22 protein-coding genes and 1 pseudogene are annotated in these 23,324 nt (G+C 57.3%); 11 read left to right on the top strand and 12 right to left on the bottom strand.

From position 1 onward, the window contains the following. Positions 1 to 3: 3 nt before the first annotated feature. From JQR86_RS13790 to JQR86_RS13780, 3 genes are all read right to left on the bottom strand, one after another. A complete protein-coding gene (locus JQR86_RS13790; RefSeq protein ID WP_434153747.1) occupies positions 4 to 1,347 on the bottom strand; it encodes an HD domain-containing phosphohydrolase in 1,344 nt (447 codons plus the stop codon). Between the two features lie 118 nt (positions 1,348 to 1,465). Then, positions 1,466 to 2,110 (bottom strand): YciC family protein, encoded by a 645-nt coding sequence (locus JQR86_RS13785; protein WP_219652852.1) that lies wholly within the window; start codon positions 2,108 to 2,110, stop codon positions 1,466 to 1,468. A gap of 35 nt (positions 2,111 to 2,145) precedes the next feature. Continuing rightward, the gene (locus JQR86_RS13780; RefSeq protein ID WP_288659422.1) at positions 2,146 to 2,724 is read right to left on the bottom strand and encodes a cysteine hydrolase family protein; all 579 of its coding nucleotides are present in this window, start codon (positions 2,722 to 2,724) and stop codon (positions 2,146 to 2,148) included. A 132-nt stretch (positions 2,725 to 2,856) separates the two neighbouring features. Here JQR86_RS13780 and JQR86_RS13775 point away from each other — a divergent pair, with 132 nt between their 5' ends. From JQR86_RS13775 to JQR86_RS13765, 3 genes are all read left to right on the top strand, one after another. Continuing rightward, on the top strand, positions 2,857 to 4,212 hold the full coding sequence (locus JQR86_RS13775; protein WP_434153746.1) for a Gfo/Idh/MocA family protein: 1,356 nt from the start codon (positions 2,857 to 2,859) through the stop codon (positions 4,210 to 4,212). A 179-nt stretch (positions 4,213 to 4,391) separates the two neighbouring features. Continuing rightward, positions 4,392 to 5,147, top strand: a complete 756-nt coding sequence (locus JQR86_RS13770; RefSeq protein WP_434153745.1) for a DUF2076 domain-containing protein — start codon at positions 4,392 to 4,394, stop codon at positions 5,145 to 5,147. A 133-nt stretch (positions 5,148 to 5,280) separates the two neighbouring features. Then, on the top strand, positions 5,281 to 5,787 hold the full coding sequence (locus JQR86_RS13765; protein ID WP_112297893.1) for an NYN domain-containing protein: 507 nt from the start codon (positions 5,281 to 5,283) through the stop codon (positions 5,785 to 5,787). A 3-nt stretch (positions 5,788 to 5,790) separates the two neighbouring features. On the opposite strand, the gene JQR86_RS13760 is transcribed toward JQR86_RS13765, so the two are convergent. Beyond that, positions 5,791 to 6,264, bottom strand: coding sequence for an Lrp/AsnC family transcriptional regulator (locus JQR86_RS13760; RefSeq protein WP_074827783.1), 474 nt, complete (start codon positions 6,262 to 6,264; stop codon positions 5,791 to 5,793). A gap of 295 nt (positions 6,265 to 6,559) precedes the next feature. Here JQR86_RS13760 and yedA point away from each other — a divergent pair, with 295 nt between their 5' ends. Beyond that, entirely contained in the window at positions 6,560 to 7,495 is a 936-nt protein-coding gene (yedA, locus tag JQR86_RS13755) for a drug/metabolite exporter YedA (RefSeq protein ID WP_312270190.1), read from the top strand. Here yedA and JQR86_RS13750 read toward each other — a convergent pair. Further along, a complete protein-coding gene (locus JQR86_RS13750) occupies positions 7,479 to 8,618 on the bottom strand; it encodes a glutathione-independent formaldehyde dehydrogenase (protein ID WP_074827779.1) in 1,140 nt (379 codons plus the stop codon). The genes yedA and JQR86_RS13750 overlap by 17 nt on opposite strands. A 308-nt stretch (positions 8,619 to 8,926) precedes the next feature. Here JQR86_RS13750 and JQR86_RS13745 point away from each other — a divergent pair, with 308 nt between their 5' ends. Continuing rightward, positions 8,927 to 10,243, top strand: coding sequence for a DEAD/DEAH box helicase (locus JQR86_RS13745; RefSeq protein ID WP_122044829.1), 1,317 nt, complete (start codon positions 8,927 to 8,929; stop codon positions 10,241 to 10,243). A 52-nt stretch (positions 10,244 to 10,295) separates the two neighbouring features. Here JQR86_RS13745 and JQR86_RS13740 read toward each other — a convergent pair whose 3' ends face one another. Both JQR86_RS13740 and JQR86_RS13735 read right to left on the bottom strand, forming a co-directional pair. Further along, positions 10,296 to 10,766, bottom strand: a complete 471-nt coding sequence (locus tag JQR86_RS13740; RefSeq protein ID WP_010797473.1) for a hemerythrin domain-containing protein — start codon at positions 10,764 to 10,766, stop codon at positions 10,296 to 10,298. Positions 10,767 to 10,903: 137 nt separating this feature from the next. Beyond that, positions 10,904 to 12,139, bottom strand: coding sequence for a TIGR03862 family flavoprotein (locus JQR86_RS13735; protein WP_434153744.1), 1,236 nt, complete (start codon positions 12,137 to 12,139; stop codon positions 10,904 to 10,906). 93 nt (positions 12,140 to 12,232) lie between these two features. Here JQR86_RS13735 and JQR86_RS13730 point away from each other — a divergent pair, with 93 nt between their 5' ends. Next, complete coding sequence (locus JQR86_RS13730; protein ID WP_434153743.1) at positions 12,233 to 13,594, top strand: NAD(P)/FAD-dependent oxidoreductase; 1,362 nt, start codon at positions 12,233 to 12,235, stop codon at positions 13,592 to 13,594. Here JQR86_RS13730 and JQR86_RS13725 read toward each other — a convergent pair. From JQR86_RS13725 to JQR86_RS13715, 3 genes are read right to left on the bottom strand one after another with little or no spacing between them, the layout of a single operon-like run. Beyond that, a complete protein-coding gene (locus JQR86_RS13725) occupies positions 13,591 to 14,517 on the bottom strand; it encodes a histone deacetylase family protein (protein ID WP_434153742.1) in 927 nt (308 codons plus the stop codon). The genes JQR86_RS13730 and JQR86_RS13725 overlap by 4 nt on opposite strands. A gap of 14 nt (positions 14,518 to 14,531) precedes the next feature. Further along, positions 14,532 to 15,170 (bottom strand): exopolysaccharide biosynthesis protein, encoded by a 639-nt coding sequence (locus tag JQR86_RS13720; RefSeq protein ID WP_434153741.1) that lies wholly within the window; start codon positions 15,168 to 15,170, stop codon positions 14,532 to 14,534. Further along, positions 15,167 to 16,786 (bottom strand): histidine kinase famiy protein, encoded by a 1,620-nt coding sequence (locus JQR86_RS13715; RefSeq protein ID WP_434153740.1) that lies wholly within the window; start codon positions 16,784 to 16,786, stop codon positions 15,167 to 15,169. Before JQR86_RS13715 ends, JQR86_RS13720 begins: the two co-directional genes overlap by 4 nt. Before the next feature lie 287 nt (positions 16,787 to 17,073). On the opposite strand from JQR86_RS13715, the gene JQR86_RS13710 reads away from it, so the two are divergent. The 5 genes from JQR86_RS13710 to JQR86_RS13690 all read left to right on the top strand — a co-directional run bounded on the left by JQR86_RS13710 (position 17,074) and on the right by JQR86_RS13690 (position 21,079). After that, positions 17,074 to 17,670: a GNAT family N-acetyltransferase gene (locus JQR86_RS13710; RefSeq protein ID WP_407363004.1), complete on the top strand. Its 597-nt coding sequence runs from the start codon at positions 17,074 to 17,076 to the stop codon at positions 17,668 to 17,670. A gap of 16 nt (positions 17,671 to 17,686) precedes the next feature. After that, positions 17,687 to 19,294, top strand: a complete 1,608-nt coding sequence (locus JQR86_RS13705; RefSeq protein WP_434153739.1) for a nitroreductase family protein — start codon at positions 17,687 to 17,689, stop codon at positions 19,292 to 19,294. Between the two features lie 118 nt (positions 19,295 to 19,412). Then, positions 19,413 to 20,273, top strand: coding sequence for an acyl-CoA thioesterase II (gene tesB, locus JQR86_RS13700; protein ID WP_074827763.1), 861 nt, complete (start codon positions 19,413 to 19,415; stop codon positions 20,271 to 20,273). Between the two features lie 162 nt (positions 20,274 to 20,435). Continuing rightward, positions 20,436 to 20,630 (top strand): hypothetical protein, encoded by a 195-nt coding sequence (locus JQR86_RS13695; protein ID WP_010797482.1) that lies wholly within the window; start codon positions 20,436 to 20,438, stop codon positions 20,628 to 20,630. After that, positions 20,627 to 21,079 (top strand): NUDIX hydrolase, encoded by a 453-nt coding sequence (locus tag JQR86_RS13690; protein ID WP_434153738.1) that lies wholly within the window; start codon positions 20,627 to 20,629, stop codon positions 21,077 to 21,079. The genes JQR86_RS13695 and JQR86_RS13690 overlap by 4 nt, the downstream gene beginning before the upstream one ends. Before the next feature lie 46 nt (positions 21,080 to 21,125). On the opposite strand, the gene JQR86_RS13685 is transcribed toward JQR86_RS13690, so the two are convergent. Both JQR86_RS13685 and JQR86_RS13680 read right to left on the bottom strand, forming a co-directional pair. Then, a complete protein-coding gene (locus tag JQR86_RS13685; protein WP_434154918.1) occupies positions 21,126 to 21,830 on the bottom strand; it encodes a methyl-accepting chemotaxis protein in 705 nt (234 codons plus the stop codon). A gap of 198 nt (positions 21,831 to 22,028) precedes the next feature. Further along, positions 22,029 to 22,931: pseudogene (locus tag JQR86_RS13680) on the bottom strand (cache domain-containing protein); the annotation flags it as partial. Positions 22,932 to 23,324: the final 393 nt, after the last annotated feature.

Genomic DNA, 23,324 nt, shown 5'->3' with positions numbered 1-23,324 from the left:
CGCTTATGCGGCCGAGTCTCTTTGGGCAGGAAGCCTGGCAAGCACTGTGTAATGTCCGCCTTCGATTTCTTCGAATGCGATCAATTTGTCAATCAGGGGCAAGGTCAGCACCTTACCTTCATTCAATAACAGCATGCCGTTATCAGCATGAAGGTTGCTGGCCAGGATCATGCCGGCCCTGAGCTGGTATGTGCTCAGCGCATGGATATTAGGATCACCAATTCGTACGTGGGGCAGACAGTGTATGCAGGTCTTGATGAAGGGTTCTACCAGTTCAGGATCGTACAGTTTGCCTGCGTATTTGCGTATGAATAGCAACGCCTCATCGTGACTCAGGCGTCTATCCATAACCAAGCCCAGCTGTAGCTCGACGAAGTCGATGGCAAGCTTGAGTAACCGAGCGCCTAACGGAATTGCTTCACCCTTGAGGTGATCTGGAAAACCGTTACCGTCCCAGCGCTCCTGATGATGACGAATCAGGTGAGCGCTATCCTGCAAAGGCTCAAGCGCCATCAATAGGGATTCGCTCTTGGCCGGATAATGACGGTAGGTTTCTCGCTCGTTGGGATGCAGGTGTTCGTAGGGCGTGGTAATCAGCGCATCGCTCCACGGCAGTTTTCCAATGTTGTATAGCGCAGCCGCCATTGACAAGACACGCGTGGTGCTCTCATCGAACGTATATTGCTCGCAGTAGGCACGTATCAAGGCGATAACTTGCGCATTCGCTTGCTTGTCCTTGGGCAGTCGCTGGTTGATAAGTAGGGAAAAGACTTCCGTACTGGTGACATAACTGCGATGCAGCTCGGCGAAAGAGAGATCGAGCATGTCTGCCGTTTGCTGAAGCTCGGCAGTACGTGCCTCGACCCGTTTTTCCAGGGTCTCGTTAAGTTGGCGAAGCTGAGCGTTCTGGTCTCGAGTAAGCGCTTCGAGCCGATGCCGCTCATGTCGTGCCTGCTGATAGGCAAGTGCTTTCTGCACATTCAGCCGTAATTCCTCAGGATGCCATGGCTTGCTGAAATAGTGATAGATCTCACCTGCATTTATGGCATCGATCAATGTGGCAAGGTCTGGCTGGCTGGTCAGTAGAATACGCAAACAGCCGGGGTTGCGCGCTTGTACGGCAGCCATAAAGGAGGCGCCATCCACACCTGCGATAAGCGCGTCGGAAATAACCAAATCAATAGGGTGCTGATCCAGTAGTGCTAGCGCTTCTGGCCCATTATGGACGGCATAAACCGTACAACTCAGGCTGGCTAGTACAGCTTCAAGGTGAGAGAGGGTGCTGGGGTCTTCATCAACGAGCAGCACGGTAGGCGATGATACAGGGACAGTCAGGAGCTCGCTCATCGCGACATACTCCGCAAGGCTGATCAGGCGTATTTATTGTTATGGCGGGATCCAGCCCCGCCTGTATGGGAGGACCCGCCTTAAGGGTAGCGGCCGCCTGGCTTGAGACTTGATGGCTTCAAGACGAACGGTCAGCCATCATGAACAGGCGAAATATGGCGATCGAAGAGATGAGCTGGAGCAGACCAGACAGGCTCTGCAAAATGATTTGCAGGGCTGGCGTATCGCCAAATTGACTGCTGATCCAGGCATCCAGCAGCCAGGCGGGTAGAAGCGTGATTAGGATCAGCGGCAGCAGGGTCAGGAAATGTCCGCGCGTCTTCTGGAAGCTGGCGCTCATGGCCTCCAGCGGGGCCATGCCACGCAGGACCAGCATGGGCTCGGCAAAGGCAAACTTCACCATGACCAGAAAACCCGGCACGATCATCAGCGAAAAGCCGAGCACGACCAGCGAGGCAACCAGGCCCGCCATGATGGCGAAGCGGGGCCATAGACGAAGGGCATGACCCCACAGCTCGGTAATCGGAGGCATATGGCCGTGGCTACGGGCATTCAGAAACAGGATAAGTGAGCCGGTGTAGATCGGATAGAACATTACACCAACCAGCAGCTCCCAAAGGCCTCCTTCGGTCCCGAAGTGCTGAACAACCTGCCAGCGTGCCACGCTTTCTATGATCAGCCAGGGCAGGCAAAGGATCAGCAGCGAAACCAGGTGGCGGGAGAAGAAATACAGTGCATCGCGCAGGATATTGAAAGGCGTCATGACTCGCTTGTCCGATAAGAACGGAACGGCTTTTATCAGCCGTTTTCTGACAGGGTAAAACCGAGGCCTGACAGCAGCTGGGCTGTCGTCATGACGTCGGCATATTCTTGTTGCAGGTTGGACATGGCCATGGCGTGAACCTCTTCGGCGCTTCGGGGAGTGCCATAAAAGTCCGTCTTGGCAAAGGTGTAGCAGGCATCCTCCACTACACGCGTGGCAAACCCCAGGTTGCTGGCCGTCCGGGCAGTTGCTTCCACCGAATTCTCGCTGGCTACGCCGGTAATCACAACCTGCTTGATGCCGCGGGTATATAGCCAGCGCTCAAGGCCGCTATGGATAAAGGCATCGGTGACGTTCTTCTCAAAGACCATTTCCTGGGGCAACGGGCACAGGCGCGGCTGAAACGCTGCGCCTGGCTGGCCTGGAGCGAAAACAGATTGTGGATCACGTGAGATATGACGCACATGAACAATTGGCCAGTGTTGTTCACGCCAGACCGTGAGCAGGGCCGCGATTCGCTGCTCAGCTTCGGGGTGGTTGCGTGGTCCCAGCGCGGGTGACTGGATACCTTGTTGCTGGTCAATGATCAGTAGGGCGGCGGGCTCTGTGGTCATGAAAGCGCTCTAAGGTGGGGAGCTGGAAACTGTACACGCCCTTGGTCGGTTGTCCATGTCTTGTAACAAACGCGAGGAACTTGCGCGTTTCGCAGGCCTTCTGAACACAAAGCCTACTTTCAGGAGAGCCTTATGAGCAATGCGTCAGATGGTCTGGGCGGACGTCGTAAATTTCTCATGTATGCCGGACAGGGTGCGGTAGCAGCCGGTATGCTTGGCCTGGCCAGCAACAGTGCCTGGGCCCAGAACACGTCGGGCGCTGCCCAGGCGGTGCCGACGGGCGGGGCGGGCCAGCCAGCAGAGCAGTTGCCCAAGCCCATTACACTGCCGCATATGCAGGAAGGCAAAAGCGACAAGACGGACATGCCGGTTCAACTGGGACGTGACCAGCGTGTCGGGGTTGCAGTTGTGGGCCTGGGAAGGCTGTCGCTTGAGGAGATCCTGCCAGCCTTTGCATCCTCTAAGCGATGCAAGGTGACCGCGCTGGTCAGCGGAGATCGCGAAAAGGCAATGCGTGTCGCCCAGATGTACAACGTGCCCGAAAGCAGTCTCTACAACTACCAGAGCTTTGATCAGATCCGTGATAACCCGGACGTGCATGTCGTCTATATCGTATTGCCCAACAGCATGCACCATGAGTTCACGCTGCGAGCCGCCAAGGCGGGCAAGCATGTCCTGTGCGAGAAGCCCATGGCCAATTCCGTAAAAGAGTGCCAGGAAATGATCGAGGCCTGCGCTCAGGCCAATCGGTTATTGATGGTGGCTTATCGCATTCAGTATGAGCCGCGTAACCGCCAGGTAATGGAGTGGCTGCGCAACGGAACTGGGCTTGGCACTGTGAAGCTGCTGGAGATGGCGAACTGTCAGAATCAGTCCAAGGAAAATGTGGACCAATGGCGGCACAAGAAAGCCTTGGCCGGTGGTGGGGCCTTGCCGGATATAGGCCTGTATTGCCTGAACACCGCGCGCTTTCTGTTGGGCGAAGAGCCGGTCGAGGTGTTCGCCACGCAGTACAGCACGCCGGATGACCCGCGCTTCAAGGAAGTCGAGGAGGCCATGCTCTGGCAGATGCGATTCCCCAGTGGTGTACACGTGCAGTGCATGACCAGCTACTCCACATTCAATTCCAAACGCTATCGGGTCGTAGGGGACAAGGGATGGGTAGAAATGGACCCTGCGTTTTCCTACCGGAACCTTCAGCTCAAGCGCAGTCAGGAGTCGCAGAACACGACGGAGTTCGTCGCGCCGGTGGTGGAACAGATCAATGCCCCCGACAAGAACCAGTTCGCTATCGAAATGGACCATTTCGCCGAATGCGTTGTAACCGGCAAGAAGCCTTACACCCCCGGTGAAGAGGGGCTACAGGATCAGCGCATCATGGAGGCCTTGTATGAATCGGCGCGAACCGGTCGGCCTGTAAAGCTGGATGAGGTCAAGCAGAAAGATGCCTTCCGTGGCACGCCGCCTAGCAAGGAGGCGTCGAGCTGAATCGATTCTGAATGGCTGCGGGGACAGGATTGAAATATCCGGGGCTGACCGGCATTTATAAAGGGCCGGTCCGCTGGTAGAAACCGATCTGCCAGCGGACCATGACTCGATATTCACGAACACCTGTGCAGGTCTACGGCGCCTGGGTTTTCGTTTCTTGGCCGTCTTCGGGAGGTCACATGCAATCTGAAGAGAAACAACTGATCGAAGGCCTGTTTACGCGCCTCAAGGATGCGGAGGCTCAAACCGCCAGCCGCGACGCTCAGGCTGAAGCTTATATTCAGGAACGCCTGCATCAACAGCCCGCCGCACCGTACTATATGGCTCAGGTCATCCTGATCCAGGAAGCGGCACTCAAACGTCTGGATCAGCGGGTGCGCGATCTGGAAGCGCAGGTGGCGCAGATGCAGCAGAACAAGCCGAGCAGCGGTGGCTTTCTGTCCAACCTGTTTGGTGGCGGCTCCCAGCAGGAGCAGTCGCGATCGCAGAGTCAGGCACAAGCTCAGGCACCTCGTGGTGGCTGGACCGACCCGGGCCCGCGCCAGGCGCCTTCCTATGGCCAGGCGCCTGGGTATGGTCAGCCTAATCCAGGGTATGGCTACAATGCCGCACCGGCTGCGCCCTCCAGAGCGGGCAGCTTTTTAGGGGGAGCAATGCAGACTGCTGTGGGGGTGGCCGGCGGTGTATTGCTGGCGGAAACTATTTCCAGCATGTTTCACGATTCCCAGCCGCAGGAAATCGTCAACATCATCAATGAAGAACCTGCGGCAGACTTGGCCAGCGATACTGGGAGCCAGGACAGTGGTTTGACGCCAGCCAGCGACGCTGGCGGCTATGATGATGGCTACGGTGACGGCGGCTTCCAGCAAGCCGACTACGGAAGCGACGACAGTGGCTTTTTTGACGATGGTGGGGATGACGATCAGTTCATCTAATCGACCGTTCGAAAGCAAAGGCAGCCCAATTGGCTGCCTTTGTCGTTTCAAGTGACCTATTCTGTAAAAACGGCTTCAGGCCGGTGGTAGAGGAGCGTATCGGGGCGGAGTGACCCGGACAGAAATGACCTTGATGTACGCGACGTTAGTCGATGGGAGTGTTGTGAAGAAGATTGCTGTGTTCGTCGATGTTCAGAATATCTATTACACGGTTCGCCATACGCATGGCTGCCACTTCAATTACGCGAACTTCCTAAAGGAAATCTCGCAACGGGGCGAACTGGTGTTTGCGTCAGCCTATGCCATCGAGCGAGGAGACAGCCGGCAACAACAGTTCCAGCAGATCCTGCGTAATCTGGGTTTTACGGTAAAGCTCAAACCCTATATTCAGCGCAGTGACGGTTCCGCCAAAGGCGATTGGGACGTAGGTATCACAATCGATGTGCTCGATGCTGCGCCCAAGGTCGATGAAATCGTCCTGGCTTCAGGAGACGGTGACTTTGACCTCCTGCTGGAGAAGGTCCGTGAGTGTTACGGCGTTCATACCCGTGTCTATGGGGCTCCTGGTCTCACGGCGCATGCCTTGATCCGGGCAGCGGACGAATACGTCGTCATCGAGGACGGTTTGCTGTTGCGCTGAACATCAGGCGCGGCGGATGGATCGAGCGTCCTCGACTGCCGGATACAGTTTGGCTGGAGTCTGTCTTTCGAAAGGCGTCGATAGAATGATCGACGTCTTGCTCATGCCGTATCGCATCAGCCGATCGATGAGCGCCTCCAGTTCAGCCATGTCTGCCACGGCTGCCCGCAGCACGATACAGGACTCACCCGTTACGCGATGGCAGGCGATAAGCTGCGGAATCGCGGCCAGCTCATCGAACAGTTTGTCGCTGCTGGTTTTGGTCAGTGTTACTGAAATCAGACATTCGATTGGTTGGCCAAGGGCTTTGAGGTTGACCGACGCGTGATAGCCGGTAATGACACCGCTGGCTTCCAGTTTCGCGACACGTTCTGCTACCGCAGGAGCCGACAGATTAACTCGCCGCGCCAGGTCGGCAAACGAGGCTCTGCCATTTTCCAGTAAGGCATTGATGATCTGTCGGTCATAGTGATCCATACGTCCTCCTGTGACGGTTTGGAAACCTCGCCTGTTTTATCAAAAGACCTTTGAAACGAAGGCGGGGGCGCAGAAAAAACAAGCTTATCGCATTAACGCGCTCGCTTGCTCTTTCTAAACTAATGATCTGGTTCGTAAGCCGCTGATTGACTCTGACCGTATTCAGGATTGCACGCTGCGCCTGGCCGAGAGGGCCGCTTCCTATAGCAAGGAGCCTGCTGCTTGAATACGTTTTCCGGTTCTTGATCACCTGTACGACTCAGCTACCAGGATTTCAATCATAAGAGTTGCCACCATGCCTGCCCGGGATAGCCGTTCGCTGTTGCTTTTGTTGTGTGCTTTTTTCGCGCTCTACGTTATTTGGGGCTCGACCTATCTGGTCATTCGCATCGGTGTTGAGTCGTGGCCGCCCTTGTTGATGGCCGGTTTACGTTTTCTGATTGCTGGCAGCCTGTTGTTTGTCTGGCAACTTTCCCGAGGAGCCCCCATGCCGACACGGCGTGAGTGGGTAGGTGGCGGCTTGGTTGGGTTTCTGCTGCTCAGTTGCGGAAATGGCGGTGTGACCCTGGCCGAACACTCGGGGGTTGCCTCTGGAGTGGCCGCGCTGGCCGTGGCTACGGTACCGCTCTTCACCTTGTGCTTCGGCCTGTTCTGGGGACAGCACAATACCCGGCTCGAATGGGCTGGGATTGGCTTGGGATTCATTGGCATTCTGCTGCTGAACTTGGGCGAGAATATGCAGACGACCCCCCTGGGGGCGGTGATTACCCTATTTGCAGCTGCCAGCTGGGCTTTCGGTTCAGTGTGGAGCCGTCATCTGCCACTGCCGGCAGGGCCGATGGCCAGTGCCGTCGAGATGATTGTGGGCGGAGGCATTCTATTCATTGGCAGCCGTCTCAGCGGTGAGCCGTTGACCACACCGTCGACCATGGACGGCTGGTTGGCGTTGGGGTATCTCATCGTGTTTGGCTCGATCATCGCGTTCAGCTCTTACATGTATCTGCTAAAACATGTACGACCGGCCGCAGCGACCAGTTACGCCTATGTCAATCCGGTCGTGGCGGTGCTGCTGGGGATTGTGTTTGCCGGGGAAAGGATAGGTCAGGCGGAATGGATGGCCATGATAGTAATCGTGGCGGCCGTGATACTGGTTGGGCTTCCACAGTGGCGGGCGAGAGGTAAGGCTCGCAAAGCGAGCCTTACCGACGCGGAAATCAAGCCGCAGGCTTGAGCACCACTTTGGTCCAGCCATCGTCCCGGGCATCGAAATGCTTATAGGCGTCCGGGGCCTGGTCCAGCTTGAGGCTATGGGAGATGATCTTCGAGGGGGTGGCGCGTCCAGCATGAATCAGGGCGCTCAGGCGACGGTTGTAGGCCTTTACGTTGGCCTGACCTGTCCGAATCTGCTGACCCTTGAACCAGAACTGACCGAAGTCAAAGGCCATTTTGCCTTCCTTTGCCAGTTCATTCTGTGCGCCTGGGTCCTGCGGTATGAAAACACCCACTACGCCGATGCCTCCAGTTGCCTTGGTCGAGGCAACCAGATTATTCATGGTGAGGTGATTGGCTTCATGACCATGGCGGTCGCAGCATTGATAGCCCACACACTCGCAGCCGCGGTCCGTACCTCGGCCATTGGTTTTGTTGAGAATCTGTTCGACCGCCTCGCCTTCTGCGCCGTTGATGGCAATTGCCCCCAGACGCTCGGCCAATGCGAGCCGGTCAGGGTGCGTGTCGACCACGAAGACCTGCGAAGCCCCTTTGATCATGGCCGAGTGAGCGGCCATCAGCCCTACAGGACCGGCCCCGTAGATGGCGACTGATTCGCCCGGTAAAAGGCCTGCCAGTTCGGTCGCATGCCAGCCGGTGGGAAAGATGTCGGAGAGCATGACGTAATCGTCCTCTTTCTCCTGGGCATCTTCGGGCAGTACCAGGCAGTTGAAGTCGGCGTAGGGAACGCGCAGCAGCTCAGCCTGGCCGCCTTCATAAGGGCCCATTTCCGCAAAGCCATATGCAGCACCCGCACTACCGGGGTTGGCGGTCAGACAGAATCCGGTCAGCCCTTTTTCGCAGTTCTCGCAAAAGCCGCAGCCGATGTTGAAGGGCAGGCATACATAATCACCGACCTTGACGCGATCAACACCCGAGCCGATTTCGACTACCTGACCCAGATTTTCGTGGCCCAGGATGCGGCCTTGCTCAAAACTGGTACGGCCTTCATACATGTGAAGGTCAGAGCCGCAGATGTTGGTAGTAGTGATACGCACCAGAGCATCTGTAGGTTTTTCGATCTTGGCATCGGTGACATTCTTGATGCTGACATCACGAGGGCCGTTATAAACGACAGCTTTCATGGAGTCTCCTTGCTGGATTGTTCGATATCTGGCTGTGCCAGTCGAATTCATCAGATCCTTGATCGGTAAGGCCATACATGAGGGTTACCGCCTGAGACGTCCAGGGCATCCTTTAAGAGTTGGTCTGCACGAATAGCTGAGCGTTCAAGAAAAGATCCATTAAAGCGGCGTAACCCTCAAAACGGGGTGCAAAAGCGTTCATTCGGCAGGGCAGGAGTCGGCGTTTGTCTACCGCTCCGATGGCCGCGCTCGACGCTACGTTGCTTGGCGCCTACAATTTCGTCCTTTTCTTCATTGCGGTTAGCGTCATGACTTTTGCCGAACTCGGCCTGATCGAGCCTTTGTTGCGTGTGCTCGACGCGCTGGAACACACCACTCCGACTCCGATCCAGGCTCAGGCCATTCCTGCGGTACTCAAAGGCCGCGATCTGCTTGCCGCGGCCCAGACGGGTACAGGCAAGACAGCTGGCTTTGCTTTGCCGACACTGCAGCGCCTCGTTCAGGAGGGCCCGGCAGTCACGGCGAATCGAGTCCGTGCATTGATTCTTGTGCCAACCCGCGAACTCGCTGAGCAGGTTCACACCAGCGTACGTGATTACGCGCAGCATTTGCCGCTGCGTACGGCGGTGGTGTATGGCGGCGTCAGCATCAATCCGCAGATGATGAAGTTGCGTAAAGGGGTGGATGTGCTGGTCGCCACGCCAGGTCGTTTGCTGGATTTGTTCAACCAGAACGCTGTGCGCTTTGATCAGGTACAGACGCTGATTCTCGACGAAGCGGATCGAATGCTGGATCTGGGCTTTTCCCGCGAGCTGGGCGAGATTTTTGTCATGGTGCCCCAGCGTCGGCAGACACTTCTTTTTTCCGCCACGTTCTCTGAAGCCATTCGTGATCTGGCCAAGCCACTGCTGCGCGATCCGTTGACCATCGATATCAGTCCGCGCAACACGACCACCAAGAGCGTCAAGCAGTGGCTGATTCCCGTGGACAAAAAGCGTAAGGCGGAACTGTTCTGCCACCTCTATGCGCAAAAGCGCTGGGGGCAGGTGCTGGTATTTGCCAAAACCCGTAAGGGTGTCGACCAGCTGGTGGAAACGCTGACGCAGGAAGGTATTCGTGCCGAGTCGATTCATGGCGACAAGCCTCAACCGGCTCGTCTGCGTGCGCTGGCTCGGTTCAAGGCGGGTGAAGCGGATGTTCTGGTGGCGACTGACGTGGCCGCACGAGGTCTGGATATTCAGGACTTGCCGCTCGTGGTCAATCTGGATCTACCCATCGTGGCGGAAGATTATGTCCACCGTATTGGACGTACAGGGCGTGCCGGTGCGACCGGGGCGGCCGTTTCTCTGGTAGCTGCCGATGAAGTCGACCACTTGGCAGCCATTGAGACGCTGATTGGACAAACCATTGCGCGACGGGACGAGCCGGATTTCATCCCTGATCACAAGGTGCCGCAAACCGGCCCTGGTGGCGTTGTGATGAAAAAACCGAAGAAGCCGAAGAAACCCAAGGTAGGCTCAGTAAGCGACGCTAAAAGCGGGAAGCCTCTAGGGCGCTGGATCGAGAACGACAAGCCGTCGGTGAAGCCGGTTCGCAAGATGCCTGGGTTCGGCAAGAAGAAGTAGATGATCGTGCAGTCTCTGTAACACCGTCCGGCGTTACAGAGACTGTCAGGGCTCAAGCCGCTTTGCGTGCGTTGAGCTCTTGCTTGAGCGACTTTTTGCGCTCCTGCATTTGTGTGCCTAGCTCGTCCAGCTGGGACGCCAGCAATTCCTGAGCATCCTTGAACATCTCTTCTTCTTCCTCTTCGATGTGATGCTCAAGCAGTTCCTTGACCACTTTCACACGACCGGAAAACTCCAGGCTATCAGGCGCTGTAGCCTTGATGTGCGGCAACACCAGCGAGTCGACTGCCCGATGCTCTTCAATCGCTTCGTAATACATCTTTGCTTCTTCTTTCTTGCCCGCCGCCTTGAACGCCGGATAGAAAATCTCTTCCTCGATATGCGTATGCAATGTCAGCTCGTGTTCAAGCTTTTGCACCAGATCCTGACGCTTTTTAACAGCGCGCTCGGAGGTGCTGCTCAGCTGCTCAAGAATATCGAGAATGGTTTTATGATCGTTTTTCAGGAGGTCGATAGCATTCATGGTCAGGCTCTCTCATCATAAGGATAAGCACGGTAGTAAGCCTCGTCACGGGCTCTATGAGAGCTGACCATGGGCATGACGAGGCGGTTCGGGGCATCCGACAGGAGGGCTGTGATCAAGGCCGCACAATAAGCGGTTTACTGCTGCAGCCAGGCTGCAGCACCCAGGCCGGCGGTACGGCCAGTAGCAAAGCAGGCTGTCAGCAGATAGCCTCCCGTAGGCGCTTCCCAATCCAGCATTTCACCGGCACAGAACACGCCCGGCAGGGCGTTGAGCATGAGCTGCTCGCTCAGCGCTTCAAACGGTACGCCGCCGGCCGAACTGATGGCTTCCTCGATAGGACGGGGGCGGATTACAGTCAGGGGTAACGATTTGATCGCGGCTGCCAGATGCTGCATGTCATCAAACGCCTTGGCGGGAGCCAGCTCCCGCAGCAGGGCAGAGCGAGCGCCTTCCAGCCCGGCATGGGCACGCAGGTGATTGGCCATGGACTTGCCTTTGCGCGGCTTGCTTAGCGCCGCGGCAAGCGCGCTCTGTTCCTTGGTAGGCGCAAGGTCCAGATATAGGGTGGCGGAGCCGGTACGAAGCAGTTCGGTGCGAATTTCAGCCGACAGGGCATAGACCAGACTGCCCTCAATGCCTGTCTCAGTCAGCACGAATTCGCCTTGGCGGCGAGTACCGTCTTTAAGCATCATGGCTACAGGCTTGATAGGCGAGCCGGCAAACTTGCTGCGTAAATGATCGCTCCACTGAGCGACCTCAAAACCGCAGTTGGCTGGTTGCAGCGGGGCAAGGGCAATACTCTGTTCCTCAAGATATCCTGTCCACACTCCATCGGAGCCCAGTCGCGGCCAGGTGGCTCCACCCAGGGCCAAGACTGTCGCTTCGGCGTGCAGGCAGGTTTCCCCAGCCGGAGTGGAAAAACGCAGGGCGCCATGCTCGTCCCAGCCCAGCCAGCGGTGCCGCGTATGAATGCGAACGCCTGCTTCCCGGAGGCGATGCAGCCAGGCTCGGAGCAGAGGGGCGGCCTTCATGTCTGTGGGAAAGACGCGGCCTGAGCTGCCGACAAACGTCTCGATGCCCAGCCCATGAATCCAATCTCGCAAGCTATGACTGTCGAATCCGTCGAGGCAGCGGGAAAGGGCGGTTTCACGCTCGCGGTAACGGGAGCGAAAGGCGGGTTGGTCTTCGGCGTGGGTAATGTTCATGCCGCCTACCCCGGCCAGAAGAAACTTGCGTCCGACTGAGGGCATACCGTCATATACGTCTACTGTTACACCAGTACCGGCTAGAACTTCGGCAGCCATAAGGCCGGCAGGCCCACCGCCGATAATGGCGGCGGTACGGGAATGAGTAGGCACGTGTGGGGACATGACAGCCATCGCAGGTAGAGAAAGCCCGCCAGTTTACCGCGAAGTACCAGCAGAATCCCGTTGGTGTACGATTGAACAGGGCATGGCTCTTGCGTGACTAACCGATTATCGATGAACGGAGCGTGGTGGATGGGACCCGAGGTTGATCTAGTCAAGGCGGATAAGGCGCTACCAGCCAAGGTTCAGGTCGTTGTGATCGGCGGAGGCATTGCCGGGACCAGCGCGGCATTGGCGCTGGCGCGGGAAGGCATTTCCGTGGTGCTCTGCGAGAAGGGTTATATCGCTGGAGAACAGTCCAGCCGCAACTGGGGGTGGGTGCGCAAGCTGTACCGTGACCCCCGCGAGATTCCGCTGGCAGTTGAAAGCCTGAGGCTCTGGGAGGGTCTCAATGAGGTTGTACAGGGTGAAACCGGTTTTCGCCGCTCCGGCATTCTGTTTTCGTCCGAATCCGAACAGGAGGAGGCCGACTATGAAAAATGGATCAGTGTGGCGCGTCAGCATGATATAGACGTGCGCATGGTGTCTGGCAGCGAGCTCAAGCAGTTGCTGCCAGCCGGCGAAGTCAGCTGGAAAAGCGGTATCTATTGCCCCACCGATGGGCGCGCCGAGCCCCAGAAAGCAGCACCTGCGATCGCAACGGCGGCCCAGCGGTTCGGGGCTGTCATTCTGACCGACTGCGCCGTGCGGGGCCTGGAGCTGTCGGCCGGGCGGGTCAGTGCAGCCATTACCGAGCGAGGCCGAATTGCCTGCGAGTCCGTAATTCTGGCAGGTGGGGCCTGGTCGAGCCGTTTTCTGAAGGACCTTGGCGTACGACTGCCACAACTCAAGGTACGCAACAGCGTACTGCGAACGGCGCCGCTGGAGGAGGGACCTGACTGTACGCTCTGGACGCGCGACGTGGCATTTCGCAAACGCCTGGACGGTGGCTATACCATTGCCAATGGCAGCGTGAATATCGCTTCGCTGGTACCCGACAGCTTCCGCTTCTTTCTGGACTTTTTACCGACCCTGAAATCGGAATGGTCGAGCCTGCGGATCCGGTTTGACGAGCGCTTCCGCCAGGAATGGCATGAAGGCAAACCTGTCCCGCTGGATCGCCCGTCTCCCTACGAATACATGCGCGTGCTGGATCCTTACCCGGACCCTCAGCAGAACCTGAACGCCATGAATCAACTGGTTCGTCAGTTTCCAGTGTTTGCCAAGGCACAGATCGCCCAGCAGTGGGCGGGGCTGATCGACGTAACCCCGGATGCCGTTCCTGTTATCTCCGAGATTGATGCAGTGCCTGGATTGGTTGTGGCGACAGGGCTTTCCGGTCATGGGTTTGGCGTGGGGCCTGCGGTTGGGCAGCTGGCAGCAGACCTGGTAACAGGCGCCAGGCCGATCGTTGATCCTTATGAGTTCCGGTTTACCCGCTTTTCCGATGGCTCCAAGCCCAGACCCATGAAGCTCTAGCCCGGCGCAAGCCCACTGGCCCAGACTTTGGCGGCGCTGTGATGCAGGATGCCGTGCCGTCTGGCCAGCAGAGCTCGGTCCCGGTCGTAGCCGCCGCCAATCACGCCGACGACCGGGATATCCCGGCTCAGGCAATGGCGGATGACGTATTCGTCCCGTGCAGCGATGCCTTCATCCGTCAGCATGAGATAGCCCAGGGCATCGCTGGCGTGCACATCGACACCGGCATCATAGAGCACAACGTCAGGCTGGTAGAGAGGTAACAGGTAATTCAGTGCTTCCTCAACGGTATGCAAATACCCCGCATCACCCATGCCCTTGGGTAATGGAATGTCCCAATCGCTCTGTGCCTTACGCGCCGGGTAGTTGGTCTGGCAATGCAGCGACACCGTGACGACATCGGGAACATGTTCAAGAATTCGGGCAGTGCCGTCCCCCTGGTGAACATCGCAGTCAAAGATCAGAACGCGTCCCGCCTTGCCGCTTTCCAAGAGATACAGCGCCATGATGGCCAAGTCGTTGAAGATACAAAACCCAGCTGGGTAATCATGATGTGCATGGTGCGTGCCCCCAGCCATATGGCAGGCTAGCCCGTGTTGCAACGCCAGCTCCAGCGTCAATAGCGAGCCGCCCACAGCGCGAATGGTTCGTCGTGCCAGCGCCTCGCTCCAGGGCAGACCCAGCTGGCGCTGCTCGGCATGGGACAGCTCGCCGCCCATGTAGCGCTCGACATAGACCGGATCGTGAGCCAGGGCCAGCACTTCTGGCACAGGTAATTCCGGGCGGTACAGGTTGTCAGCCGTCACCAGTCCGCTTTCGCTCAAGTGCTCATAGAGCAGGCGAAACTTCTCCATCGGAAACCGATGCTCGGGTGGGAAGGGTGGGCTGTAATCGTCGTGGTAAACCAGAGGAAGTGCTGTCATGAAAAGGCTGATGGCTAGAGCAGGAGACTGATGAGCAGCCAGACGATACCGCAACAGAATCCGCTGGCCAGCAGGAATATAAGTCCATCACGGGCAATCAACGAGATAGCGAACGCCGTCATGGCGGCTCCGGCCGTGGTATTGGCGAAGGGCACCAGATCCAGAACCGGCATGCATACCGCGACCCCAATGCAGAGCAGCGCCGTGATGTGCTGGAAGATACCCTTGGTCAGGAAAGTCAGACGTGGTTTCAAAAAGCGATCTACGACACGTGCGGTAGGGTGCAGCATGCGCAGTGATTTTCGTAGCTTGCCACGCGGAACCTGACGTTTCAGTGCCCAGCGCGGCAGCCAGAAATGCTTGCGGCCGATGAGCAGTTGTACGCTCACCAGAACGACATAGATCGAGATGACGGTGGCAACGCCAGGAATGCCCGTCAGGGGAGACAGGGCAATGATGCCTGCAAGCAGAAGAAGTGGACCGTAGGAGCGACTCCCGATGGCATCGATCAAGTGGCCCACGGAAACCTTTTCCGGGCTGCGCCCGACCTCTTCGAGGCAACTGAGAAAGGCTTCCAGACTGGCTGGTGAGTCACTTTCGGCGCTGCACTCGTAGCGGTCGTCTTCCTCCATCACACCCTCATTGTCATTCATCCTGCTCCGTCCAGTATCTTCCTGACTCGACGCGCGAGTTCCAGGCGACCGTAGGGCTTGCTCAGCACTTCGAATTCAGAGGTATCCGTCTGCCCACGTTCCAGCGTGGTATCGGCATAGCCGGTCGTGAGCAGGACGCGGATATGAGGCCAGCGTCGGCGGGCTTCCTGGGCGAGCATTACGCCATTCATGCCGCCGGGCATGATCAGGTCGCTAAAGAGCATCTGGATATCGCCATGCTGCTCCAGGGTAGCCAGCGCTTCCTTGCCATTGTAGGCGACCCGAACCGAATAGCCGAACTCCTCAAGAATGGCCTGCGCCAGCGCTGCCACTTCTTCTCGATCATCCACAACCAGGATAGTCTCGTTACCGGGCTCCTCGCTGGTGCCATTGGATTCGGCAGGCTGCTGGATGATTTCACTTTGTGTCGTCGGGAAATACAGGCGGACCGTCGTACCCATACCGGCCTCGGAGTACACACGAACCGCGCCGCCGGACTGCTTCATGAAGCCATACACCATGGATAGACCAAGACCGGTCCCTTTGCCTTCCTCCTTGGTTGTGAAGAACGGATCGAGGACCCGTCCAAGCACTTCTGTTGGAATGCCCTCTCCGGTATCGGTAATCGCGATGCAGGCATAGCGGCCAGGAGTCAGGCCTCCGTAGGCCATATCCTCTGGCGTTACTTCAATGTTGCGGGTTTCGATCGTGACACGACCTTCACCCCGCGATTCCATGGCGTCACGTGCGTTCGTTAGGATATTGATGAGCGCCATTTCGGCCTGGGTCGGGTCTATCTTGCAATTCCAGAGGTCAGGCGCCAGCCGAGTCGTTAGCTGATAGGGCTCTCCCAGCGTTCGATACAGCAGGTCGAGTCGCTCTTCAATCAGCTCGTTGATGTTCAACGTTCGACCGGTCAGGCGCTGCTTGCGGGCAAACGCCAGAAGTTGTTGCGTCAGTGTAGCCGCGCGATTGACCGCTTCTCGGGTGTTGTCGACATGGCGCTTGGCCTTTTCCCTGTCCATTTCCGGGCGATCCAGGTTGATCCGGAGAATGTCCAGATAACCCACCATGACTTGCAACAGATTGTTGAAATCATGGGCAATGCCGCCGGTGAGCTGACCCAACGCCTCCATTTTCTGGGATTGCCGCAAGGCCTCTTCGGCGTCATGGCGACGGCTGACATCCAGTTGCGAGGCGAAGAAATACACCAGCTCGCCTGCTTGGTTGTAGACCGGAGAAATATACAAGGCATTCCAGAAGGTCGAGCCATCTTTGCGGTAATTCAATAACTCGGTATTGCATTCATGACGGGACTCGACGCTTTCGCGGATCTGCCGGATGGTCTCCCGGTCCGTTTCCGGGCCTTGAAGAAAACGGCAGTTGCGTCCCAGTACTTCATGCTCTTCATAGCCCGTCGTTTTCAGGAAGGCGTCGTTGGCAAAAATAATGGGATTATCGTCCTGCCGTGGGTCGGTCACGATCATGGGCATGCGGGTCATTCTAACCGCAGCGAAAAAGATATCGCCTTGCTGGCTACGGACTTCTTCTGGCATACCCTTTACCACTTTATTGCGGTCGGCAGAATTGAGATTGTCCGAATTCTTGGAAGTCATGTGTGTGCAGCAGCCTGAAAAGAACGCATTAATGATGTAGGACCATTCGCCGGCCATATTGCTCAGTGAAGGTCAATACATTGGTCGAATTTAGAGATGTAGTTGTTAGGATTCGGCTAAATGCCAAGTTTCGGCAGATACAGGCGATGCTGCCGACGGGCGCTCATGATGACGATTCCTGCCGATCTCGCCAAGCGGTAGCCATTATCAAAAAACCGAACCGGCTTTACGGAATACTCTGGCTTCACAACAGTCCCAACATCAAAGGACCTTAAAAGAGGGTGGAGATGAGCCAGGCCTATCCCAAGGTGTTACGTACCGAACGTTTGATTTTGCGCCCCTGGCGCAATGAAGACTATACGCCTTTCGCTGCACAAAGCGCTGATCCTCGGGTAATGGAATTTTTCCCCAAATGCCTGAGTGAGGCTGAAACGCAGGCGCTGACCGAGCGTATCCAGGCACACTTCCATGATCATGGCTATGGCTGGTGGGCCGTAGAGGTCAGAAATGGCCCGCCTTTCATTGGGTATGTAGGGCTTGAGCATTCCAATTTCGACGCACCTTTTACGCCGGCGGTCGAGATCGGCTGGCGGCTGGGTGCCGAATATTGGGACGAAGGCTATGCCCATGAAGCTGCCGAAGCCGCGCTTGCCTTTGGCTTCGAGCAGGTAGGCCTGGAAGAGATCGTGGCGTTTACCGTGCCTGAAAACGAACGCTCCCGCGGCCTGATGGCACGATTGGGTATGCAGTACGATCCAGCGGACGACTTTGAACACCCGAGCCTGCCGGAAGGTCACCCCTTGCGCCACCATGTTCTGTATCGACTCAGCCGCCATCAATGGATCAGTAGACTGGAAACCGGCGACAGCATGAATGCCTGTTAATGACAAAGAGGACTGCATGACCCCAGAAGACATCGTCAGAGCCTATCATTCGCTCAGCATGCACCGTCGTGAGGGCTATGCCCGCGGACCCGATGCGCTCGATTGGGCTAACCAACCTGCGCCATTCCGCCGTTATCGGGGATGCGAAGTCATTCCGTTACTGCGCCGCATGCTGGAGGATTCGCCTCTGTACGATGAGGTTTTTGCAGGTCCTGTAGGCGAGCCGGCCCCGTTGGATCCTGCCAATATCTCTCGGCTGTTTTATGACAGTTTGGCCATTTCTGCCTGGAAAGAGTCGGGCAGCAGCCGCTGGGCGCTGCGAGTGAATCCCTCCTCCGGCAATCTGCATCCCACCGAAGCCTATGCCTTGCTGCCACCGGGTGTACTGAACGATCGTGCCTTGATGACACATTACACGGCCGATCTGCATGCCCTGGAAGTACGCGCCGAGCTCCCCGAAGTGCTGGATGAAGACATCATTGGCGCCTTGCCGCCGGGGAGCTTTTTGGTCGCACTGTCCAGTATCTATTGGCGTGAGGCCTGGAAATATGGCGAGCGAGCCTGGCGCTACTGTCAGCATGATATAGGCCACGCCTTGGCCGCCATTGCCATTGCTGCCGCCGCGCAAGGTTGGGAAACACGACTGATTCACGACGTGGCGGATGAAACGCTCGATGCGGCGTTTGGAGTTGATCGAGACGGCTTTGGTGAGCAGGAGCAAATGGAGGCGCTGCTCTGGATCGGTCCGCCGCAATCGGCCGAGCCTTCCTTGCCCGATAGTCTGTTCAAGCTGCTGAGTCAGTTGCAGCTCGCCGGCACGCCTAATCGACTTTCGCGAGAGTACGTAGAGTGGCCCGAGGTTGGGCGGATCGCTGCCGCATGCCGTGCGCCCAAGCGCTTGCCCTATGACATGCCCATTTCCCGGGGCGTAGTTACCCAGGAAAACGACCAGCTACTGCTGCGGCCATTGCTGCATCAACGGCGTAGCGCGCAGTCCATGGATGGTCGGACGGGCATTCTGTCTGATCTTTTCTTTGCCTGGCTAAGGCGTACATTGCCGGAGCAGGCACCGGTGCCTTTCCTGACGTTGGGCAAGCCTGCTCAGGTCAATCTTCTGATCTTTGTAAATCGCGTTGTGGGACTGGAACCGGGGTTGTACTGGCTGGCGCGCAGTGAGGGAGAGCTCAATATCACCGCCCGAGCGGACTTACTCTGGGAGCGGGTAGAGGAGGCAGAGGGGCTCAGGTTGTTCCGGTTGCTCAAAGGGGATGCCAGTGAGCTGGCTGGCTTGCTTTCCTGCGGCCAGGACATTGCGTCTGACGGTTGTATCAGTATCGCAATGATGGCTCGTTTCGATGATGCCCTTGCCCAGGGGGCCTGGTGCTATCCGCAGCTATTCTGGGAGACCGGACAGATTGGACAGGTGCTTTACCTGGAGGCAGAAGCGGCAGGGCTTTCAGGCACCGGTATCGGTTGCTATTTCGACCCGCTGGTGCATGACTTGATAGGGCTTGCGGATACAACCTGGCAAAGCCTTTATCACTTCACCATGGGACGCGCGACCGTGGACATGCGCCTGACCTCGCTGCCCGCTTATCCCGCGCCTGAGAACGACTTTGCCTGATGGGTGGCGGAGTCCTGAAGGGACGTCCTACCGCTGCCGTTTCCTCATCATGGGGCTACGGCTTCACGACTGACTTGCGTATGATTTGGCCATTATCAAAACGACCACGGAAAACGTGATGAGCACAGTGCTGGATGATCTTGTTGCCTTGTTAAGCCTTGAGTCCATCGAGGAAAACCTCTACCGCGGTCGTAGTCAGGACCTGGGCTTTCCACAATTATTCGGTGGGCATGTGCTCGGTCAGGCCCTGTCAGCGGCGAGCCAAACGGTAGATGCGTCGCGTCAGGTGCACTCGCTGCATGGCTACTTCTTGCGGCCTGGCGACGTGACGATTCCGGTGGTGTATGAGGTGGATCGCGTCCGGGATGGCGGCAGCTTTACGACCCGTCGCGTCACGGCCATCCAGAAAGGCAAACCGATTTTCTTTTGCAGTGCCTCGTTCCAGGGTCTGGAACCCGGTTTTGAACACCAGAGCGAAATGCCGGACGTGCCCGATCCAGACTCGCTGGCGTCCGAGCTGGACTACATCCAACAGTTTGCCCAGTTCATCCCGGAGCCTACGCGGGAAAAGCTGCTGGCGCCTAAGCCCATCGAGATTCGTCCGGTCAAGGTGACCCATCCGTTTGATCCAGAGCCAACAGCGCCCGCACGCCATGTCTGGTTCAGGGCCAACGGGCAGCTGCCGGACAACCCTGCGCTGCATCGATACCTGCTGGCCTATGCCTCGGACTTCAACCTGCTCCCGACGTCCTTGTTGCCTCATGGCATCAGCTACTGGAACAAGGAGATGCAGGTTGCCAGCCTTGATCACGCGATCTGGTTCCATCAGCCGCTACGGGTGGACGAGTGGCTGCTGTATTCCATGGATAGCCCGTGGGCCGGGGGGGCGCGTGGATTGTGCCGTGGCAGCATATACAACCGAGCGGGTCAGCTTGTCGCCTCGGTTGCCCAGGAAGGGTTGATCCGCAAGCGCGTCTAAAAACAGTCGATATCTTGAAAAGGGCGGACGGGTTCCGCCCTTTTTTATGACACATCAATGAAATTTCCTGTACGACCAGTCTTTTGGTGTCAGAAAAGGTTGTCATTTTGCGCTCCGCTGACTACTGTATAAATAAACAGTAAATAAGAGGAGGGCGTACCGATGTCTCCAGCAGACGATCTTTCCCAATCCCTGGCTATGGCAGACTCAGGCACACTGATGCAGCGCTACCGAGCGCTGGAGCTTGAGCACCGCTATCACCTGAGTGTCATCAAGGATTTGCGCTATCACATCACAGCGTTACAGAGGGAAAACGATCGGCTGAGGCGTCAGCTGAACCAGGTCGACGTGCGATGACAAGGCTGCCCTTGGCAAATAGCGATGCCTCAGCAAGTCTGGTTAAGGCATGTCCGGTCGTACTGCGTCATAAAAGCGAACTGCAGATACTGGCGTTCGAGCATCCTCTGGCAGGGCTTCGGTTGATCAAAGGGTCTATCGAGCCGGATGAACTACCTGCTGAGGCTGCGTTGCGGGAGCTATGGGAAGAATCAGGTATCCAAGTGCCCGAATGGCCTGTGGATCTAGGAACATGGGTCTCTGGCTATCAGGAACAGGTATGGTCGATGCACCTGTGCGAAAGCGCGTACGAGTTACCTGAGGGCTGGGTCCATCGCACCACAGATGGAGGCGGATTGGAGTTTCGCTTTTTCTGGTACCCGCTTGGTCGAGCCGCATCGTCCCAGTGGCACTGGGTCTTTCGGGAAGCCCTGAAGGTCATTCACGACCGTGTTAGACGGATGGGTTGAGAAGAGGGTCCACTCCCTGGGTAAGGGAGTGGACAGCAAGGCAGGGTTACAGAATGAAGCGGGAGACGCGTTCGTTCAAATCACCGGCGTGGCTTTGCAGTGAGCGGGATTGATGCTCCGCCTGCACCGAGCTTTCAGCCAGGGTATCACCCAAGGATTTAATGGTTACCACGTTACGGGTAATTTCTTCCGTCACGGAGGTCTGCTCCTCAGCTGCCGCTGCAATCTGCATCGACATGTCCGAGATCAGCGAGGCCGACTGGGTGATCTGCTCCAGCGCCACGTACGCCTGATCGGCATCCGCCACGCTGCGTTCAGCGAGATGACGGCTGTTGTCCATCCGGCTGACTGCATCCTGTGTTACACGCAACAGATTGCTGATAGTCGTCTGGATTTCCTGGGTAGACGCCTGGGTACGTTGCGACAGGGTCCGCACCTCGTCAGCCACCACCGCAAAGCCGCGACCCTGCTCGCCCGCCCGCGCCGCCTCAATCGCTGCGTTCAAGGCCAGAAGGTTGGTCTGCTCAGCGATACTCTGGATGCTGGTCAAGACATTGGAAATGGACTGGGAATGCTGGCTGAGTTCAGTGATGACCTGGGTTGTTTGCGCCACTTCCTGGGCAAGATCTGTAATGGAGGTCTGGGTCTTGCGAACCAGCTCCAGACCTTGCTGACTGCTTTCGGTAGACTGCTGCGCCGATTGCGCCGTACGTTCGGCATTACCCGCAATTTCCTGGGTAGCCGAAGCCATTTCGGTGACTGCTGTTGCGACCAGTGTCAGCTCCTGCTGGAGACGCCCCAGATCAGCGACCGACAATGTGCTGTTGTTTAGCACCGTCGTGGATTCCTGGCCGATTTCCACCGCCTGATGGCGAATATGCGTAACCAGTTCATGCAGACTGGCCACGAACTGGTTGAAGTGCAGGGCCAGATGGCCCACCTCGTCCTGGCTCTGTTGAGGGATGCGCTTGGTCAGGTCGCCATTGCCATGGGCGATTACCTGAAGTCCCTGGGAGACCACACCCAGCGGGCGTAGCAGCCAGGCGCACAGCATGTTGATGGCGATCAGCGACAGAACCAGGATAGCGCCGAATGCGCCCAGACTCACCCACAGTTGCTGATAGAGCGGGGCGGTCAGAACAGCGTCGTCCAGCGTCATGATGAGAATCTCTCCATCATGATCGATCGGGACAGCGTACAAACGCTCACCGTTATGGTCCAGCAAGTGCTGCGTACCCTTGCTGGCAGCCAATGACGCCAGGGTGGCAGGGGTGAGCTCCGTCATCAGGTCGCTGACCTTCTTGTCGAGCAGGGCCGTGTCCGTGTGGCCCAGAATGGTGCCGTCCTTGTCTACAAAGAAGGCCGAGCCATTGCCAGGAAGCTTGATCTGTTTCAGCTGCTCAAGGATCTCGGTCATGCTGACGTCAGCGCCTACCACCCCAAGCGTGTTTCCGCTCTGCTGCAGGGAGCGGCCTAAGGACAGCACGTGGCTGCCAGTAGCCGCCGCAATAGTCGGCGTCGAGATGTAGACCTTGTTTGGCGCGACCAGCGCCTGCTGGTACCACTTCCATTTGCGAGGGTCATTATTGTCTGGCGGCAGGGTTACACCGTTGGCGTTCACCTGGCTGCCATCGGCCCGAGCAAAAAAGACGTTGTCGAAACCGCCGGAAATCTTGGCCTGATTAAGAATCGACAGCATGGCAGACGGGTCGTCAGTGGCCTTCACAGCCTGGAGCACCACCTCCTTGCTTTGCAGCCAGTAACGCACGTTGGCGCTGAACGTCCTGCTGGCATTGCTGACCTGTTCTGCAATGTGGATTTCCAGGCTTTTCTGACTGTTCCAGAAGTTCATACCGGTCAGGCTGGCGCCCACCAGCAGTACCGCAGTGCTGGAGGATAGAGCAATCTTTTTACGCAAAGACCATTTCATAAAGACATCAAACCGACAGAGACAAATACGACACGGCAACCAACTGCCGCGGACTGATAGGAGGCTATCGGCCCGGCTTGATAAATCTGGAGCGCTATGCTCGTCCAGGTATCAATGGCCGATGATCGGTTGTACAGAGAGGCGCGGACATGGCAGGGCACTGCCGGCAGTGCGGGCTGGATATGGCGACTTGCTCGTCTTTTTGGCTCACGAGAGCGCTGGATCTGCTTGAGGATTCGACGTTGCCAGATGTCTGTGTCGCAGGCGGAGCCGACAGCTTATCTGTCAGGTTCGGCCTGTTTGAAGCAGCCAGCT

It is taken from the genome of Pseudomonas sp. JZ134 (assembly GCF_051027695.1).
Taxonomy (GTDB): Bacteria; Pseudomonadota; Gammaproteobacteria; order Pseudomonadales; family Pseudomonadaceae; genus Chryseomonas; species Chryseomonas luteola.
Note: the sequence above shows the minus strand (reverse complement) of the source record. Positions and strands in the feature narration are given on the sequence as shown.